The organism is Streptomyces sp. NPDC045701, assembly GCF_056432045.1.
Genome location: NZ_JBWKJV010000006.1, coordinates 215381 through 230777, shown reverse-complemented (window position 1 = coordinate 230777; position 15397 = coordinate 215381). Strand labels below are relative to the sequence as shown.

Here is a 15397-nt window from a genome sequence, read left to right as displayed (position 1 = left end):
TCGACCGACCTGCCGGTAACCCCCCATCAGCCTGGTCTTTACACGGACGGTGACCGATTTTCCCAGGTTCGCTCGTATTGGCGATCCACCGCCACTCACGCCGCGTAAAACAACCTGCTTATCGGCCTCCCCAATCAGCACATCGTGGGCTTAACTTATGTGCCATGACCTCCCCCCGTTCCTACGGCGGCGCTTACTACAACGCGCCGTCGTTCCCGGACACCCCGATCTACGACTCTCTCGTCGCGGAACGGGGCACGCCTCAGATCGCACCGATCCGAGTGCCCGCCGCGTACGACACCGGCAACTCCTACCTGCCGTCCCTCCCCGCGGCTCTGCCCGCCCTCCCGGCGGCTCCCTCCCAGCCCATGCCCTCCTACGGCGGCGGCTCGTACGGCTACCCCCAGCAGGCGGCGCCGCAGCCCGCGCCGCTGCAGCACATGCCGGCGCCGTACATCCCGCAGCAGCCGACCGCCCCGCGCGGCGGCTACGGCTACCCGGGGCCGCAGCACCAGCAGCAGGCCAGGCCCGTTCCGGCCGGGTACGAGGCGATGCGCCCGGCGGCGCCGCGGCCCGTGCCGACGCCCGCGCCCTCGCCGTACGACGACCCGTACAACCGCCCCTACCAGGGCGGGGGGTACTGACCGGCCCGAGAGGGCCGGGAGCCGGGGCGGACCGAACACCGGCCCGGCCCGAGGGATGTCATGCGTGCTGGCAGGATGAGGTCATGCCGACTCCTGCCCTGCACTCGCTGCACGTACGTCCGGTCAAGTCACTCGGCGGGGCGTCACCCGTCGAAGCGGCGGTCGAGCCATGGGGACTCGCCGGGGACCGCCGCTGGATGCTGATCGACGCCGAGGCGACGGTGGTCACCCAGCGCCAGCGGGCACGGCTGGCGTCGGCCTTCGCGGAGCCCGCGCCGGACGGCGGTGTGCGGTTGTCCGCACCGGGCATGGAGCCGCTGACCGTCGCCGCACCTGAGCCGTCGGCCACCGTCACGACGGAGATCTTCCGGAAGCGGGTCGAGGCGGTGCCGGCCGGGACCGCCGCCGACGAATGGTTCGGGACCTACCTGGGCGACGACGTCCGCCTGGTGCACCTCGACGACCCCGCCCGCCGCCGTCCCATCGACCCGGAGTTCGCGCTGCCCGGAGAGACCGTCAACTTCGCCGACGGCTACCCGGTCCTCGCCACGACCCTCTCCTCGCTGGACGCCCTCAACTCCCTCATCGCCCAGGGCGACCACCCCGACGAGGGTCCGCTGCCCATGGACCGTTTCCGGCCCACCGTGGTCGTCGACGGCACCGCCCCGTGGGACGAGGACGGCTGGACCCGCATCGCCATCGGCGAGGTCACCTTCCGCGTCGCCAAGCCGTGCGCCCGCTGCGTCGTGACCACCACCGACCAGCGGACCGGCCACCGGGGCAAGGAACCCCTGCGCACCCTGGCCCGGCACCGCCTCGTCGACCGGAAGATGCTCTTCGGCCAGAACCTGATCCCCGAGCGGACCGGCACCCTGCGGGTCGGCGACCGCGTCGAGATCCTCGGCTAGGACGCCTTCCCGCCACCCGCCCCCGTACCCCGCCGCACAGGCCGCATAGGGCGTGCCGTCACGGGCACCCGGACGCAACGATGACGCGTCGACGGACACGGAAGGGGGTGCGGACCTGTGCGTGCGGTCGTCGGACTCCGGCGCTGGCGGCACAATCCGCTGCGCCGGGCCACCGATCTCGCCGAGGCATGGGTGGCACTCGTCGCCCTGCTCCTGATGTGCGTCGCCGCCCCGGCCACCGGCCTGGCCGTCGGCACACTCACCCACGGCTCGCTCCAGCAGTCCGCGCGGCTCCAGCAGGAGCAGCGCCACTCCGTCACCGCCCGGGTGCTCGACCACGACGGCGGCACGCGCCCGGGGGCGGCGCGCGACGCGGAGGCGACCGCCGAACACCGCCTGCGCAGGCCGGTGCCCGCCCGCTGGAAGGGGCCCGACGGCGTACCCCGCACCGGTTCCCTGACCACCGCCCGGCACGACATCGCCCCGGGTGACACCTTCCGCGTCTGGACCGACGGCCGCGGCCGGCCGGTCGACCCGCCCATGACGGAGCGGGACGCCCGGGACCACGCCGTGCTCGCGGGCATCGGCACCGCCATCCTGGCGGCCGGACTCGTCGAGGGGGTCCGGCGGATCGTCGTATGGCGGATGGTGCGCCGGCGGTACGCGGAGCTGGACCGGGCGTGGGCGCAGGCCGGGCCGGACTGGGGCAGGACGGGAGCGGGCAGTTGACCGGTCGCCGTCACCGCACCGGCCGACCGGTCAACCCGCTCCCCCCGCGCGCGCTACGGTGGTGCGATCGTCCGGAAAGACGCGCGGCGCACGAGGCGGGGGCAGAGCAGCACCATGGCACAGGGCACGGTCCAGGTGACCCACACCGGCTCGTCGCGGTGGCGGCGCCGCACGGGCGAGTACGCCTCCCTCGCCGCCGCCCTTGAGGCCGCCGGTGACGGCGACGTCCTGACCATCTCCCCCGGCACGTACCGGGAGAACCTCGTCCTCCGGCGCGCCGTCACCCTGCGCGGCTCGGACGGCGCGGTCGGTCCCGTGCGGATCGCCCCCGCCGACGGGGTGCCGCTCACCGTACGCGCGTCGGCGACCGTCCAGGACCTGCACGTCGAGGGCCAGGACACCTCGGCGCCCGCGCTGCTGATCGAGGACGGCACCCCGGAGCTGCTGGACCTGCGGATCGTGACCCGGTCGGCGGCCGGTATCGAGGTGCGCGGCGCCGCGCGGCCCACCGTACGGCGCTGCACCGTCGACAACCCCGCAGGCGTCGGGATCGGCGTCCTGGACGGCGCGGGCGGGGTGTTCGAGGAGTGCGAGGTGGTCGCGGCGGGGCAGTCGGGCATCTCGGTACGCGGTGGCGCGCACCCCCGCCTGGAGCGGTGCCGGATCCACCACGCCTCGGGCGCGGGCCTGTCCGTGACGGGCGAGGGCAGCGGCGTGGAGGCGATCGGCTGCGAGGTGTACGAGATCAAGGGCAGCGGCGTCCGGATCACCTCCCGGGCCGCGGCGCACCTCACCGACTCGTCCGTGCACCGCACGACGGCCGACGGGATCACCCTCGACACGGACGCCGTGCTGACGCTGTCCGACTGCGACATCCACGACGTCCCGGAGAACGCCGTCGACCTGCGGTCCCGGTCCGTGCTGACGCTGACGCGGTCGACGGTACGGCGGTTCGGGCGCAACGGCCTGTCCGTGTGGGACCCCGGCACGCGCGTGGACGCCAACCAGTGCGAGATCCACGACAGTACGGGGGACTACCCGGCGGTCTGGGTCAGCGACGGCGCCACGGCCGTCCTCGACGCGTGCCGCGTCCACGACGTGCCGGACGCCCTGTTCGTGCTCGACCGCGGTTCGCGCGCCGACGTGGTGGACAGCGACCTGTCCCAGGTGCGGAACACGGCCGTGTCGGTCAGCGACGGCGCCACCGCGCAGCTGGACGACTGCCGGATCCGGGAGGCGTCCACGGGAGCCTGGTTCCGGGACCACGGCAGCGGCGGCACCCTCAACGGGTGCGCCATCGACTCCGTGCAGACCGGTGTCATCGTCACCAAGGGCGCCGATCCGGTGATCGAGCGGTGCACGGTCACCTCTCCCGCCGAGGCCGGGTTCTACGTGTCGGCGGAGGGCCGCGGCACGTTCCACGGCTGCCGGGTGACCGGCAGCGGCGGATACGGCTTCCACGTGATGGACGGCTGCCGTACGACGCTGAGGCGGTGCCGGACCGAGCGGTGCGCGCGGGGCGGGTACGAGTTCGGTGAGGAGCGGCCCGTCGTCGAGGACTGCACCGGTGACGAGAGCGGCGTCCTGGCCCCCGGGGCCGCGAGCCCGGTTCCCGCCGCCGCCCCGTCGGTCGGCGGGCTGCTCGGCGCGGTGGCCCCGCACGCCCCGGCCGTCGTCCCGGCGGGCGTCCCGGCCCGGGCCACCGCCGCGGTGCCGGCGCAGGCCGCTGCCCCGGCCGAGCCGCCCGCCGAGCCGCCGGTACGGGGTCCCGAGGACGTCCTGGGCGAACTCGACGCCCTGGTCGGCCTGGAGAGCGTCAAGCGCGAGGTCCGCACCCTCACCAACATGATCGAGGTCGGCAGGAGGCGCCAGGAGGCCGGTCTCAAGGCGGCGTCCGTCCGGCGGCACCTGGTCTTCACCGGCTCCCCCGGCACCGGCAAGACGACCGTGGCCCGCCTCTACGGCGAGATCCTGGCGTCCCTGGGCGTGCTGGAGCGCGGCCACCTCGTGGAGGTGTCGCGCGTGGACCTGGTGGGCGAGCACATCGGCTCCACCGCGATCCGCACCCAGGAGGCGTTCGACCGGGCGCGCGGCGGGGTGCTGTTCATCGACGAGGCGTACGCGCTGTCCCCGGAGGACTCGGGGCGGGACTTCGGGCGTGAGGCGATCGACACCCTGGTCAAGCTGATGGAGGACCACCGTGACGCGGTCGTGGTGATCGTCGCCGGGTACACGGCCGAGATGGAGCGGTTCCTCACCGTCAACCCGGGTGTGGCGTCGCGCTTCTCACGGACCATCACCTTCAGCGACTACGTGCCCGCCGAGCTGCTGCGGATCGTGGAGCAGCAGGCGGAGGAGCACGAGTACCGGCTCGCCGAGGGGACGGCCGAGGCACTGCTGAAGTACTTCACGGAGCTGCCCAAGGGCCCCGCGTTCGGCAACGGCCGGACGGCCCGCCGGACGTTCGAGTCGATGGTGGAGCGGCACGCCGGCCGGGTCGCCGGACTCACCGAGATGAGCACCGACGACCTCACCCTGCTCTACCCGGAGGACCTGCCGGAACTGCCCTGAGCCCCCTCGGTGCCGTCCGGGGACCCCTCGTCGCCGTGCCCGGACTCGTCGTCGCCGTCCCGCGATCCGGTGTCGCCGTGCGGGGAGCCGTCGCGCTGTCCGGGGAGCGGCGGGGCGGCCCGGGCGGGGTCCGGCAGCGGCAGGGCGGGGGGTAGCCGGTCGAGCAGCACGGCGCGTTCCTTGGCGAACATCGGGTCGGCCTGGTAGTCGCCGTGGCCCAGGATCGGTTCGGGCAGCGGGTGGTCGTGGGTACGGCCGTAGACCACCGGGTCGCGCAGCGCCCTGTGGTCGACCTCCGGCTTGCCCCCCTCGGCCGGCAGGTTCACCGGACCGCCTATCGGGTCGGTACGGCGCCACAGGTTGCGCCAGCAGTGCAGCTCCCGGTGGAGGGCGCCCAGGGGCCCGGGCCCGAAGTAGGCCGGGAACCAGCGCCCGTACAGCCGCTCCAGGGGCGAGCCGTACGTGAGCAGCGCGACCCGGCGGCGGGTGCCGGCCGGGAGCTGCCAGACCGCGGCGGCGGCCAGCACGCTGCCCTGCGAGTGGCCGGAGATGACCAGGCGCCCGCCCGTACGGCCGGTCCACGACGCCATGCGCCAGGCGAGGTCCGGCACGGCCCGCTCGGCGTAGCAGGGCGGGGCGAAGGGGTGGGCGGCGCGCGGCCAGAACGTGCCGACGTCCCAGAGGATGCCGATGGTGCGGCGGGCGGAGGCGTCCTTGTACGCGCGGCGGCCGCAGGTGACGAACAGTATGAAACCGAAGCCGATCAGCCAGGACCCGAGTGCCTGCGCCGCCTCGGCCGCGCTCTCCACGAACGGGTGGCCGCCGGTGAAGGCCCTGCCGGGCACCGTCCCGCTCAGCCACGCCCCGACGAGGGCTCCGGCACCGAGCAGGAGCGTGGCGCCGGAGACGATGCCCACGACGACGGGCGCCGCGTCGGTCAGGGCGGCACGCGCGCGTGTGCCGGCGATGCGGCGCGTACGGACGACGTCGGGCCGCTCGCCCTCGTACTCGGCCTCCACGACGGGCGCGAGGCGGCGGGCGGTGACCGCGGTACGGACGGCGAGCACGGCGGCCGGGGCGAGCAGCAGGGCCAGCAGGACGGGGATGACGGAGGCCTGCCAGCTGAGCAGCACGGGCGGCCCGATGGGGTCGTCGCCGGTGCCGGGTGTGGCCGGGCCGTCGAGCCAGTCGGCGACGCGCTGCGCGACACCCCCGCTCATGACGCCGCCCAGCGCGCAGGCCAGCATCGCGACGGCGGGGCCGCCGAGTCCGTACAGGACGGTACGGGTGTGCGGGGCGCGCCGGTACAGCCGCAGCGACACGGCGGCGAGGGACAGCACGAGGGCCCCCTGGGCGAGGGTGATCACGCTGAACGTCGTGTCGCCGGGGAGGGTGCCCGTGGAGCGCCAGCCGGGCCTGGACCAGCCCGCGTAGAGCACCGCGAGGACGAGCAGGGCGATCGAGGCACCGGGCAGCCAGCTGACGGCGGCGCGGTCGAGCCGGTTGTCGAGCCGCTTCTCGCTGCGGCCCCGGCGGCACACCACCCAGGTCACGGCCACGGCCCCGAGGAACAGGGCGGCCTCCAGCGCCCAGCCGAGCGCCGCACGGGCCTGGCCGGCCGCGTTCCGGTCGTACCGGGCCGCCGCGCCGCCGACCGCCGCCGCGACGGTGAGGAACCCGGCGGCGGTGTGCGCGGCGCGCAGCCGGGCGACGAGCCGGCGGCCGTACCAGAAGCCGGGCCGGCCGAGCGCGGGCCGCGGCCGCCGGCCGGGCGTGCCGTCGCCGTCCACGTCGCCGCGGGGCGGCCGCTGGGCCTCGTACGCGCTCCAGGTGCGGTTGGACAGGTACCACAGGAGCCCGACCAGGGCCGCGGGCACCAGAGCCGCGAGGGCGAGCCGGCGGCCGGGCTGGGACCACCAGCCGCCCTGCGCCGCGGACAGGAAGCCGAGCCAGGAGCGCCCGTCCGCACAACGGGCGGACCCGGCGCACTGCCAGGCGGTCAGGTCGAGGGCGACCTCGCAGGCGGCGGCCGTGAGCAGCACGGTCAGACTCAGGGCGACGAGCCGGACCAGGACGCCGTAGAGCCGGACGGAGGCGGCCTGCCGCTCGGCGGGCGGGCGCATCCAGTGGGCGAGGTTGACCACCATGAACGGCAGGAGCAGCAGCCATAAGGCCCGGGATCCGTTGCCGGAGGTGAGGTTGCACCAGCAGTACGCCTCGGGGACGGGCCGCCCGTCGGCGAACCGCTCCGGTTCCTCCTCGGCGTGCTGGTCGACGGTGCGCCGGTAGATCGCCGCCGTCCTGTCGCCGGTGATCCGTACGGTACGGGGATCGTCGAGCATGAGCTCCGGGGTGGTGCCGCCGACGCCGTGGACCAGCAGTTCCAGTGCGGCGCCGGGGCGGGTGGGCTCCGGGGTGGCAGGGGGCACGAGCGGGCTCCCCTCTCAGGGTGGGGGTCGCGTGGGGCCGTGGTGCGTGACCGGCCGTGACCGGACGTGACAAGGATCGTCGAACCGGGCCGGGAACGGCAGGGTTCTCACCGAATCTCCCCCGGTCCGTCCCCCTGGGCCCATGGCAGGATGATGACCCTTGGCCAGCGGTGTTGACGACGGAAGGGACCGGCCCGAGCGGTGAGCGACAACCAGAACCTCCTCGCGGAACAGCGACGCGCCTTGATTCTGGACGAGGTGAGGCGCCGCGGCGGGGTTCGGGTCAACGAGCTCACCCGCAGGCTCAACGTCTCGGACATGACGGTCCGCCGCGACCTGGACGCGCTGGCGCGGCAGGGCGTCATCGAGAAGGTGCACGGCGGCGCGGTGCCCCTCGCCGAGGCGAGCACCCACGAGCCGGGCTTCGAGGCGAAGTCGTCGCTGGAGCAGGGCGCCAAGGAGGCCATCGCGCGGGCGGCGGCGGCGATGGCCGCGCCGGGCAGCGCCATCGCCCTGTCGGGCGGTACCACGACGTACGCGCTGGCCCAGCACCTGCTGGACGTACCGGACCTGACGGTGGTGACCAACTCGGTGCGGGTGGCCGACGTGTTCCACACGGCGCAGCGCCCCGCCGGGGGCGGCGCCCCCCGGCCGGGTGCGGCGACCGTGGTGCTGACGGGCGGTGTGCGGACGCCCTCGGACTCGCTGGTGGGGCCGGTGGCGGACCAGGCGATCCGGTCGCTCCACTTCGACGTGCTGTTCCTGGGGGTGCACGGGATCTCGGTGGAGGCGGGCCTGTCCACGCCGAATCTCGCGGAGGCGGAGACCAACCGGCGCCTCGTCCACTCGGCGCGGCGCGTGGTGGTCGTGGCGGACCACACCAAGTGGGGGACGGTGGGCCTGAGTTCCTTCGCCCGGCTGGACGAGATCGAGACCCTGGTGACGGACGGCGGCCTGTCCGGCGAGGCCCGCGCCGAGATGGCCGAGCACCTGCCGGGTCTGATCGTGGCGGGCGAGGAGGAGACGGCCTGACTGCGGCCGGGGCGGTGGCGCGACCGGCCGCCGGGCGTCATGGCGCACGGTCACGCGGGGGCCGGGGTGAACGGCCGCGCGGGAGGCGGGGCGCGCGGGAGACGGCCGCACGGGGCCGGGGTGCATACGATCGGGGCATGGCTCTGTTCCGGATCACCCGAGGTGCCCCGCTGTCCGCCGCCGAGGCGTGGCGGCGGCTCACCGACTGGCCGGCGCACGCGGCGCTGGTGCCGCTGACGCATGCCACGGCGGTGACGGAGGGTCCGGTACGGACTGGAAGCCGGTTCACGATGCGCACCGGGATCGGACCGCTCGGTTTCGACGACCCTATGGAGGTCGTCCGCTGCGAGCCGCCGGATCCGGCCGGCGGGGCGGGCGCGGGGCTGTGCCGGCTGGAGAAGCGGGGCCGGGTGATCACCGGCTGGGCCGAGATCGAGGTGCGTGGGGCCGCGCCCGGGGCGGTCCAAGTGACATGGACCGAGGAGGTGCGCGTACGCGGCCTGCCCCGGGTGTGCGACGCGGTCGTCGCACGTGCCGGCCGCCGGCTCTTCGGCCGGGCCCTCTCCGGCCTGCTGGCGGACAACTGACGGGCCGCCAGCTATGGTTGACGCCCAGGTCGTGTCCGCGACGCCCCGTCCACCGGGTGGGTGACGCCCGGCCGCGCGTGCCCGCCACGCCGCCCGGCCGCCCGTGCCCCCCATGCCTGCCGAGGCCGGCCTCGCCGGCACCCGGCGGACGCGCCGCCGCACGGGCCCTGCCTGGCACCCTTCCCTTCGCATGATGGAGGTACGGTCCATGGCACGCCGACTGCGCCCGGTCCGGCTCGACTTCCTCGAGTCGGCGCCCTTGCGTCTGGTCTTCGACACGGAGGTCGCCGCACCGCCCGCGGCGGTGTACCGGGCACTGGCCGACGATGTCGCCGACAGCCCTTCCTGGTTCACCGCCATCGCCGCCGCCCGCCCCATCGCCGGCGGCGCGGGCCGGGAGATACGGCTGCGCGGCGGGGTGGTGTTCCAGGAACGGATCATGGTGACGGACGCCGGGGAACGCTACGCCTACCGGGTGGAGGAGACCAACGCTCCGGGCGTGCGGGCCCTGATGGAGGAGTGGCTGCTGGCACCCGCGCCGCACGGGACCGGCACCCGTGTGCGGTGGACGCTGGCGGCCGACGGCTCCGCTCCGTTCCGGCTGGTGCTGCGGCTGGCGAGGTCCGGGGTGGGGCGCTCGTTCCGGGACGCGATGCGCAACCTGGACCGCAGACTGGCGTCGTCCCCGACGCCCTGACGTTCCGCCCTTGACCCGGCCGGTCGCCGGGCCGGGAGCAGCCGCTTCCGGCAGCGGCGTCAGCCGGGGGCGGGCCGGTCCGGCCAGACGCCGGTGCCGAGGAACTCGTCGATGGCCGCGCTGTACGGGCCGATGTCCAGGCCCTGTTCGGCGAGCCAGTCGTCGGAGTAGTACTTGTCGAGGTAGCGGTCGCCCGGGTCGCAGATCAGGGTGACGACGCTGCCGGTGCGGCCCTCCGCGACCATTTCCGCGACGATCTTCAGCGCGCTCCACAGGCCGGTCCCGGTCGAGCCGCCCGCCTTGCGCCCGATGGCCTTCTCCAGCGCGCGTACGGCGGCCACGCTCGCCGCGTCGGGCACCTTCATCATCCGGTCGATGGCACCGGGCACGAAGCTCGGCTCCATCCGGGGCCGTCCGATGCCCTCGATACGGGAGCCGCAGTCACTGGCCGCGTCCGCGTTCCCGGTGGTCCAGCCCTCGAAGAAGCAGGAGTTCTCGGGGTCGGGGACACAGAGCCGGGTGTCGTACATCATGTAGTGGACGTAGCGCGCGATGGTCGCGGAGGTGCCGCCCGTGCCGGCCGTGGCGACGATCCAGGCGGGTTCCGGATAACGCTCCATCCGGAGCTGCTGGTAGATCGATTCGGCGATGTTGTTGTTGCCGCGCCAGTCGGTGGCGCGTTCGGCGTAGGTGAACTGGTCCATGTAGTGGCCGCCGGTGGCGGCGGCGAGGGCGGCGGACTCCTCGTACATCTTGCGCGAGTCGTCGACGAAGTGGCACTGGCCGCCGTGGAATTCGATGAGCCGGATCTTCTCCGGGCTCGTGGTGCGCGGCATGACGGCGATGAACGGGACACCGACGAGGCTCGCGAAGTACGCCTCCGAGACGGCGGTCGAGCCGCTGGACGCCTCGATGACGGGCTTTCCGGGGCAAATCCAGCCGTTGCACAGGCCGTAGAGGAACAGGGAGCGCGCCAGGCGGTGCTTGAGGCTGCCGGTGGGGTGGGTCGACTCGTCCTTGAGGTACAGGTCGATGCCCCACCGCTCCGGCAGCGGGAAGCGCAGGAGGTGCGTGTCGGCGGACCGGTTGGCGTCGGCCTGGACCTTGCGCACGGCTTCCTTGAGCCACTCCCGGTACGCGGGATCGCTGCGGTCCACGTCGATGGTCGTCGCCTGCCCGGACGGGCCGGTCAGTCCTGCTCGTTCCCTGGTGCTCACGCGCCGCTCCTTGTGCTTCTCCCACTGCTGCCCTCCTCGAACATACCCCCCTCACCTGCACAAACGATGACTTTGATGCCCCATAGGGAACGCTTGCAGAGGCCCCGGACACCCGCGGGGGGCGCAGGCACGGCACGCGGCGCGGTACGCGGCGCACGGGGCGCACCGTGCGGCGCTGTACGGGATACGGGGGGCGCATCCGTCCACGCGCCCTGGCATTGTGGCGGGCACTTGTGCAGACTGACCGGCATAAACCTGCGCGAAGGGGGCTGGGTGCGTCATGGCCGAGACTGATTTCAGCGCCACGGGCGTACGGATCGAACGGTGGCCGCGTTCGCTGACCCGCGCGGGCGAAGTCCTGATCAAGGACGGCAGCCTGGCGCTCCTCACCAGCAACGGACGGGTGATCGACGCCGCTCCGGTGCGGGCGGTCAGGGCGAGCAGGCCCTGGTTCGCGGGGCGCGAGAACTCCATGGTGGCGACGCTCAACGGCACGCGGTACCGGCTGACCATGGGGCAGCGTGACCGGAGGCCCGACGGGGCGGCCGGGACGGCCGTGGCCGGTCGTCTGCTGGAGGCGGTGCGCCGCGCGGGCGGCCGTCGCGACTGAACAACGGTGACGGCGGGGGGCTCAGGGTCCCCGGTCGCCGCGAGTTGCGAAGCGGGCACCCGTGGTCCACGCTGGACTGACATCACTACCCAGGGTTCATCGGCGGTGACGCTGCGATCCAGCCCGCCGGACCAACAGCCAGCCAACTACTGGATCCGATCTCCGTCTTCTTCCGGACCTCATTTCGGGGAGTCGCAGCCGTGATCAGCCAGGCAAGCAGGCAGTGCACGGTAGAGCTCCAAGCCCTGCCGTCGCGGATCGGTCAGGTCCGCAGAATCGTTTCAGCGCAACTGCGCTACTGGAATCTCGATTGTCTGATCGAGAAGGCCGCGCTCGGCGTCACCGAGCTCCTGACGAACGTCCACCAGCACGCCCAGCCGGACAAGGTGTGCACCGTCGAGATCGAGCTGCTGCTCGACCGGCTGACGGTCTCGGTCCACGACCACGACCCCCGGCTGCCCATGGTCAACCCGTCCGACCCGATGGCCACTTCGGGCCGGGGCCTGGCCCTCATAGAGGCGTTCAGCGAAAGCTGGGGCGCCAGGCCGCAGGGCGATACCGGCAAGGTCGTGTGGTTCACCCTTCCGGCGCCTTCGCCGACCCCCCTGCCCATACCGCCCCTTCCGGTGTACGGGGCCGCCACCAGCGGTCCGTTCGGGGGCGCGGTGCCCTTCGGGGACGCGGCCGCCGCGGCGGACGCCGTCCGCGCACGGGCGGTCGCCCGGCCGGCCGTGGCGGGCTGACCGGGGCGTCGCCCGCCGAACGCACCGCCCCGTCGCCGTTGCCCGTCTCCCTTGTGCGCGAACGGTGCGCGGTAGGCTCCCCGGCGACGGAGGGGAACCATGGGCGAGGAACGCGAACGTGTGGTCGTCCACTGGCGGCCGGGGTATCCGTACTGCGTGAAGCTGCGTCTCCAACTGCGCTTCACGAAGCTGCGGTACACCGAGGTGAACATCTGGCGGGACCCCGAGGCGGCGGCCTACGTCCGCTCCGTCGCCGACGGCAACGAAACGGTGCCGACCGTGAGCGTGGCGGGCACGGCGCTGGTCAACCCGTCGCTGCGGCGGCTGCTGGCGGCGGTGCGGGAGCACGCCCCGCAGGCGTCGGGCGAGTGACGGTCGCCGGGGCCGGGTGTGACGGACGCGTCGCACCGGGCGAGTGACGGTCGCCTGGGTCACCCGGCCGGGCGGCCCAGGGCGGTGAGCGGGTCGTCCAGCACCGGCTGCCAGGCCAGTTCGGCGGCGCCCGCGAGGCTGTTGTGGTCCAGGGTGCAGCCCAGGATCGGTACGCCGCCGCTGCGGCCCCACAGGCTGCGGTCGGCCACCACCGCGCGGAGCCGCTCGGGGTCGGCGGCGAGCAGTTCGCGGTGCAGGCCGCCGAGGATGATGCGGTCGGGATTGAGGATGTTGACCAGGCCGGCCAGGCCCAGACCGAGCCGGTCGACGAGTTCCTCCGTGGCCGCCCGTACCCCCGGGTCGGCGGCGTGGTCGCGGAGCAGGTCCCGGCTCTGCTGGAGCAGGGAGACCTCGGGCCCGGGTTCGCGTCCGGCGGCGGAGAGGAAGGCGAGCGGGTCGGCCTCGACGTCGAGGCAGCCGCGGCTGCCGCAGTGGCAGGGGCGGCCTTCCGGGTTCACCGTGAGGTGGCCGACCTCCAGGGCGAGGCCGGAGCTGCCGGTGTGGAGGCGCCCGTCGAGGACGAGCGCGCCGCCGACGCCGCGGTGCCCGGTGGCCACGCAGAGGAGGTGCTGTGCGCCGCGTCCCGCGCCGTGCCGGTGCTCGGCCAGGGCGGCGAGGTTCACGTCGTTGCCGGTGAAGGCGGGGCCCTCGATGCCGGCCGCCCGGACCAGCTCGGCGAAGACGTCGCGGACGGGCGCGCCGGCCGGCCAGGCCAGGTGCAGGGGGTTGAGGGCGGTGCCCTCGGGTTCGGCGACGGCGGAGGGCACGGCGAGACCGGCGCCCACGCAGCGGCGTCCGCTGTCGCGCAGCAGTCCGGCGCCCGCCTCGACGACGGCTCCCAGGACCTGCGCCGGATCGGCGGAGACGGTCACACAGCCGGGCGCCGTGGCGACGACGCGGCCGCCGAGGCCGACCAGCGCGGCACGGAAGCCGTCGGCGTGGATCTGGGCGGCGAGCGCGACCGGCCCCTTCTCGTCGACGGTCAGCCGGTGCGAGGGCCGGCCCTGGGAACCGGCGGCGGCACCCGGGCGGGAGTCCACGCGGATGAGACCGAGGGCCTCCAGTTCGGCGGCGACGGCACCGGCGGTGGCGCGGGTGACACCGAGCTCGGCGGTGAGGACGGCACGAGTGGGGGCGCGTCCGGTGTGCACCAGCTCCAGCGCGGGGCCGAGCGCGCTGCGGCCTCTGTCCAGCCGTGATCGGGTCGTGGTCGCCTTGCCGTTCATGGGGGCGAGTCTCCCATGATCCCGTGGGCCGGCCCGCCCGGTGGTGCTGTTTCGCCCGGTCCTGGACGGGTACTGCGGGCGGCAGGATCGCCGGGGCCGGAAGAGCGGAACCGGTGGAGGGGAGTGCACGCCGCGGAGGGCCGCGGCCGAGGGAGGTACGCCGCAGGTCACCGCAGGGGTGTCGGAGACCGCCGGACGCCTGCCGAAGGGGTGTCGGACGGTTCCGTGAGCGAGGTCGCCGGGAGGTCGCATGGCAGGCTCCGACAGCGGGAGGGGGCACCGCGGCGGGACGACGGTACGGGCCCTGCTCGACGTGGAGGGCCGTACGTACGCGGAGCAGGCCGGGATCCATCTGAAGGACACCCCGCAGCCGCTGTACCAGCTGCTGGTCCTCGCCCATCTGCTGAGCGCCCGCATCCGGGCCGACACGGCGGTGGCGGCGGCCCGCGCGCTGTTCGGAGCGGGGATGCGGGACGCCCGGCACATGCGCGACGCCACCTGGCAGCAGCGCGTGGACGCGCTCGGCGAGGGCGGCTACCGGCGCTACGACGAACGGACGTCCACCCAGCTGGGCCGGGCCGCGGAGCTGGTGCTCGACGCGTACGGCGGCGATCTGCGCCGCCTGCGCGAGAAGGCCGGCGGTGATGTGGAGAGGCTGCGCGCACTGCTCCAGGAGGCGCCGGGGATCGGTCCGGCCGGGGCGGACATCTTCCTGCGCGAGGTGCAGGGCGTCTGGCCGGAAGTGTCGCCCTACCTGGACGGCAAGACCCTGGAGGGTGCCGGCCGGCTGGGCCTCCCGGCCGACCCCGGGGCACTCGCCCGTCTGGTCGGGAAGGAGGAGCTGCCCGCTCTGGCCGCCGCCTTGGTGCGCGCCGCGCTGGACAAGCACGTCGTCGACGCGGTCCACGAGACCGTCAACGAGACACAGGGAGGATCCGGATGACCACCGACCACGGCGGACTTCCGCTGCCCGACTACGACCAGCTGTCCGTCGGCACGCTGGAACACCGCATCCGGGCGCTGAGCGTCCCGGAGCTCGACCAGTTGCTGCACTACGAGCACGAGCACGCCGACCGCGCCATGGTCGTCCAGGTGCTGACGGCCCGGAAGCGGCAGCTGGACGCCGGAGCCCCCCTGTCCGGCGGCAACCCGGCCGCCGTCAAGCCGGAGACGGCCGGTCATGGCCACGGCGGCTCTCCGGTCTCCCCCGCCACGTCGCCGGAGCCCATGAGTCCCCCGCCGCACGGCACGCCGGACCAGCGGGGCAAGCCGAAGGGCAACCGCACCGGCTGACCGCGCCGACGAGGACCGGCGAGACGGAGCGCCGGGCACGGCCGCCGACAACGGGCCCCGGGCTTGGACCACTGGGCCCGGGGCCCCGGGCCCTGATCATGGACCGCCGGGCCCGGACCGCCAGTACGGACCGCCGACACGGATCCGGGCACGCGCCCCGGTCCAAACCGGGGGCCCGCCACGGACCGCCGAAGCCGACCACCCGGGGCCGACCGCCGACAGGCCCGGGCCGGACCCCCAGCCGGGGCCCGGCCCGCTGCCACGGACCGGAGAACCGAC

General features: G+C 74.4%; 15 protein-coding genes. 12 read left to right on the top strand and 3 right to left on the bottom strand.

All coding sequences use genetic code 11. From position 1 onward, the window contains the following. Positions 1–164 precede the first annotated feature (164 nt). The 4 genes from AC07DW_RS10455 (at position 165) to AC07DW_RS10440 (ending at position 4852) form a co-directional block, all read left to right on the top strand. The gene (locus AC07DW_RS10455; RefSeq protein WP_478857232.1) at positions 165–644 is read left to right on the top strand and encodes a DUF6643 family protein; all 480 of its coding nucleotides are present in this window, start codon (positions 165–167) and stop codon (positions 642–644) included. Between the two features lie 83 nt (positions 645–727). Further along, a complete protein-coding gene (locus tag AC07DW_RS10450; RefSeq protein WP_478857231.1) occupies positions 728–1552 on the top strand; it encodes an MOSC domain-containing protein in 825 nt (274 codons plus the stop codon). A gap of 117 nt (positions 1553–1669) precedes the next feature. Next, entirely contained in the window at positions 1670–2281 is a 612-nt protein-coding gene (locus AC07DW_RS10445) for an Rv1733c family protein (protein ID WP_478857230.1), read from the top strand. A 114-nt stretch (positions 2282–2395) separates the two neighbouring features. Further along, a complete protein-coding gene (locus AC07DW_RS10440) occupies positions 2396–4852 on the top strand; it encodes a right-handed parallel beta-helix repeat-containing protein (RefSeq protein WP_478857229.1) in 2457 nt (818 codons plus the stop codon). Here the strand turns inward: AC07DW_RS10440 and AC07DW_RS10435 are convergent. Further along, positions 4822–7281: a hypothetical protein gene (locus tag AC07DW_RS10435; RefSeq protein ID WP_478857228.1), complete on the bottom strand. Its 2460-nt coding sequence runs from the start codon at positions 7279–7281 to the stop codon at positions 4822–4824. The two genes, AC07DW_RS10440 and AC07DW_RS10435, sit on opposite strands and share 31 nt — an antisense overlap. Positions 7282–7482: 201 nt before the next feature. On the opposite strand from AC07DW_RS10435, the gene AC07DW_RS10430 reads away from it, so the two are divergent. From AC07DW_RS10430 to AC07DW_RS10420, 3 genes are all read left to right on the top strand, one after another. Continuing rightward, positions 7483–8313 (top strand): DeoR/GlpR family DNA-binding transcription regulator, encoded by an 831-nt coding sequence (locus AC07DW_RS10430; protein WP_478857227.1) that lies wholly within the window; start codon positions 7483–7485, stop codon positions 8311–8313. A gap of 137 nt (positions 8314–8450) precedes the next feature. Then, a complete protein-coding gene (locus AC07DW_RS10425) occupies positions 8451–8900 on the top strand; it encodes an SRPBCC family protein (protein WP_478857226.1) in 450 nt (149 codons plus the stop codon). Between the two features lie 208 nt (positions 8901–9108). Next, complete coding sequence (locus tag AC07DW_RS10420; protein WP_478857225.1) at positions 9109–9597, top strand: SRPBCC family protein; 489 nt, start codon at positions 9109–9111, stop codon at positions 9595–9597. Positions 9598–9656: 59 nt separating this feature from the next. Here the strand turns inward: AC07DW_RS10420 and cds1 are convergent, their stop codons facing one another. After that, positions 9657–10814: an L-cysteine desulfhydrase Cds1 gene (gene cds1, locus AC07DW_RS10415; RefSeq protein WP_478857224.1), complete on the bottom strand. Its 1158-nt coding sequence runs from the start codon at positions 10812–10814 to the stop codon at positions 9657–9659. 280 nt (positions 10815–11094) lie between these two features. On the opposite strand from cds1, the gene AC07DW_RS10410 reads away from it, so the two are divergent. From AC07DW_RS10410 to AC07DW_RS10400, 3 genes are all read left to right on the top strand, one after another. Further along, entirely contained in the window at positions 11095–11424 is a 330-nt protein-coding gene (locus AC07DW_RS10410; RefSeq protein WP_478857223.1) for a hypothetical protein, read from the top strand. Between the two features lie 200 nt (positions 11425–11624). Further along, positions 11625–12167, top strand: a complete 543-nt coding sequence (locus tag AC07DW_RS10405) for an ATP-binding protein (RefSeq protein ID WP_478857222.1) — start codon at positions 11625–11627, stop codon at positions 12165–12167. Between the two features lie 99 nt (positions 12168–12266). Further along, positions 12267–12539: a glutaredoxin domain-containing protein gene (locus tag AC07DW_RS10400; RefSeq protein ID WP_478857221.1), complete on the top strand. Its 273-nt coding sequence runs from the start codon at positions 12267–12269 to the stop codon at positions 12537–12539. A 59-nt stretch (positions 12540–12598) separates the two neighbouring features. Here the strand turns inward: AC07DW_RS10400 and AC07DW_RS10395 are convergent, their stop codons facing one another. Continuing rightward, positions 12599–13825, bottom strand: a complete 1227-nt coding sequence (locus AC07DW_RS10395) for an ROK family protein (protein ID WP_478857220.1) — start codon at positions 13823–13825, stop codon at positions 12599–12601. Between the two features lie 250 nt (positions 13826–14075). Here AC07DW_RS10395 and AC07DW_RS10390 point away from each other — a divergent pair, with 250 nt between their 5' ends. Together AC07DW_RS10390 and AC07DW_RS10385 are read left to right on the top strand one after the other, a co-directional pair. After that, positions 14076–14768, top strand: a complete 693-nt coding sequence (locus tag AC07DW_RS10390; protein ID WP_478857219.1) for an endonuclease — start codon at positions 14076–14078, stop codon at positions 14766–14768. Continuing rightward, positions 14765–15118, top strand: coding sequence for a DUF8129 domain-containing protein (locus tag AC07DW_RS10385; RefSeq protein ID WP_478857218.1), 354 nt, complete (start codon positions 14765–14767; stop codon positions 15116–15118). Before AC07DW_RS10390 ends, AC07DW_RS10385 begins: the two co-directional genes overlap by 4 nt. Positions 15119–15397 lie beyond the last annotated feature (279 nt).